Origin of the sequence: Bartonella sp. AC158YNML, from assembly GCF_042196725.1 — a bacterium.
GTDB lineage: Bacteria > Pseudomonadota > Alphaproteobacteria > Rhizobiales > Rhizobiaceae > Bartonella.
Window position 1 is genome coordinate 1 of record NZ_JBHIQU010000055.1, and the last position, 1,882, is coordinate 1,882.

Annotated in this window: 3 protein-coding genes and 1 pseudogene; 2 read left to right on the forward strand and 2 right to left on the reverse strand. The window is 36.0% G+C overall.

From position 1 onward, the window contains the following. Nucleotides 1-85 precede the first annotated feature (85 nt). Complete coding sequence (locus ACFIM1_RS09130) at nt 86-460, reverse strand: hypothetical protein (protein ID WP_375607535.1); 375 nt, start codon at nt 458-460, stop codon at nt 86-88. A 163-nt stretch (nt 461-623) separates the two neighbouring features. After that, on the reverse strand, nt 624-1,274 hold the full coding sequence (locus ACFIM1_RS09135; RefSeq protein WP_004854224.1) for a S24 family peptidase: 651 nt from the start codon (nt 1,272-1,274) through the stop codon (nt 624-626). Nucleotides 1,275-1,324: 50 nt separating this feature from the next. On the opposite strand from ACFIM1_RS09135, the gene ACFIM1_RS09140 reads away from it, so the two are divergent. Further along, a complete protein-coding gene (locus ACFIM1_RS09140; protein ID WP_375607575.1) occupies nt 1,325-1,642 on the forward strand; it encodes a hypothetical protein in 318 nt (105 codons plus the stop codon). Nucleotides 1,643-1,657: 15 nt separating this feature from the next. Then, nucleotides 1,658-1,882 (forward strand): annotated as a pseudogene (locus ACFIM1_RS09145) (hypothetical protein); the annotation flags it as partial.

Here is a 1,882-nt window from a genome sequence, read left to right on the forward strand (position 1 = left end):
AGCAATAGGCTTTTCCATTACGAACCTCATATTGATGGGATTGATGAATGAAAGGGGGCGCTTTTAAATGCGCCCTTTAGAATTTTTAAATCACATCACAAAGACGTAATTTATTTTGCTCTTCATAGGTCCCGTAGACCTCATCATTATATTTTTCTTCTGCTAACTCAGATAAAAGATCATGGTAAGCATTACTTTCACGTACAAAGTAATGAACCTCACTATCCTCATGGAGATGTTCAATATTTGCTTCTACATATGCGTCTGCAATCTCTTCAGAGATATCTTCACAATTATTCTCAGAAGGATTTATACGAAAGATTTGGATTGCATCATCTACCTCAGCAACAATGCTTAGAATTTGGCTTGCATCAAGTGGTCCAGACTCTGCAATGTTTTGATTATCATCGTAGGAAACTAATAAAATTTCATTGGAATTAATAAGAATTGGCTTATCCATAATTTTTCCTCCCTAACGCCTCTTGGCGATTGTTTGTGCGTGGTTTATGGATACCAATGTAGCGATTTTAAAAACAAAGTCAACAAAAAATGTAGCGATTTTAAAAATTTTTTAAAAGTAATAAACTAAAGGCTTGCTTGAAGAAAAGTATAAAAATATTAACTCATATTCTGGCTGGCTTAATCCAGTCGATAGGTGCACACCATTCTAATTCTACATCTACGATATCAGCATATTTTCCATTTATACTGGATAAAACCCATTTCCCTTTTTCTTTCCCTAGACGTAATACTTTGATGTAAACTTTTCCACATTTAGTTTTTATGATGGCGCGGTTGTTAATAAGATCCTCTGGTGGCAAATGATAGGAATAAAAAAGAAGGCTTCCTTCTTCAATGGCTGGAAACATAGAATCACCTACCACGCGAACAGCAACAGTTCCTTTAGGAGCAGATGGCGGGGCTTCTACTTCTTCTAGACAACCAGAATCTATTGCGATTATTTCTCCTCCGGCTCCTACAGATCCAATCAAAGGAACTAAGTGATTAGTAGGAATAGAAGCACCTGTAAGCTTTGATATTTCTAATAATTCTCGAGCAGAAATATCTCTTGTTCCTTTTAGCATTTTATTGACGGCAGCACGATCTATCGAGCGACCTAAAGAAGCGGTTAGCTGTCTTGAAAGCTCTGATTGGCTTAATCCAGCTTCAGATAAGGCATTTTGCAACCATTGTGAGATACTTATTGTCATATCTTTATTGTAGGTACGTTGTATACAATCGTCATTTTCTAATTTAGCAACATGTGGTTTCATTATTAATTTTCCTTCTTGACATTGTTTTTATAATCGCTACATAATGTGCTATGAAACAATTTTCGGAAATAATAAATCTATTAGGTGGGGTTCGTAGGGTATCTCAGTTGCTTGGGGTGCATAGAACACGCGTATATGTCTGGCTCCGTCCTATATCAAAAGGTGGAACTGGTGGGAGAATTCCAACAAAACATATCCCAATTCTTTTGAATGAAGCCAAAAGAATTGGAGCACCGATTAAGGCAGAAGACTTTTTCTCGTTTTTTTATAGGACGCAATCATGTGATTCTAAATTATCTTCACAATCTGCTTTTACTGCTGCTTCTACAGATAATAATGAACAGCAACAGCACCCTTCACAGGTTTAAAGAGAAAGATCAGAGATGATAGATGTCCCACATATCACTATAAGTAAGGTCAAGTTGATTAATCTTGTTAATAAGATTGGACGTGAAGATATATATTATGGTGTTCGCTCGCCTAATCAGACATGTGAAAGTTGCATAGATCCCTCATCAACAGGTTATCTTGTCTATATACTGCAAAATATTTTTGCGCGTGATGATAGAAATTATTTTCCGTTATTGCCATACGATGATTTTAATCAA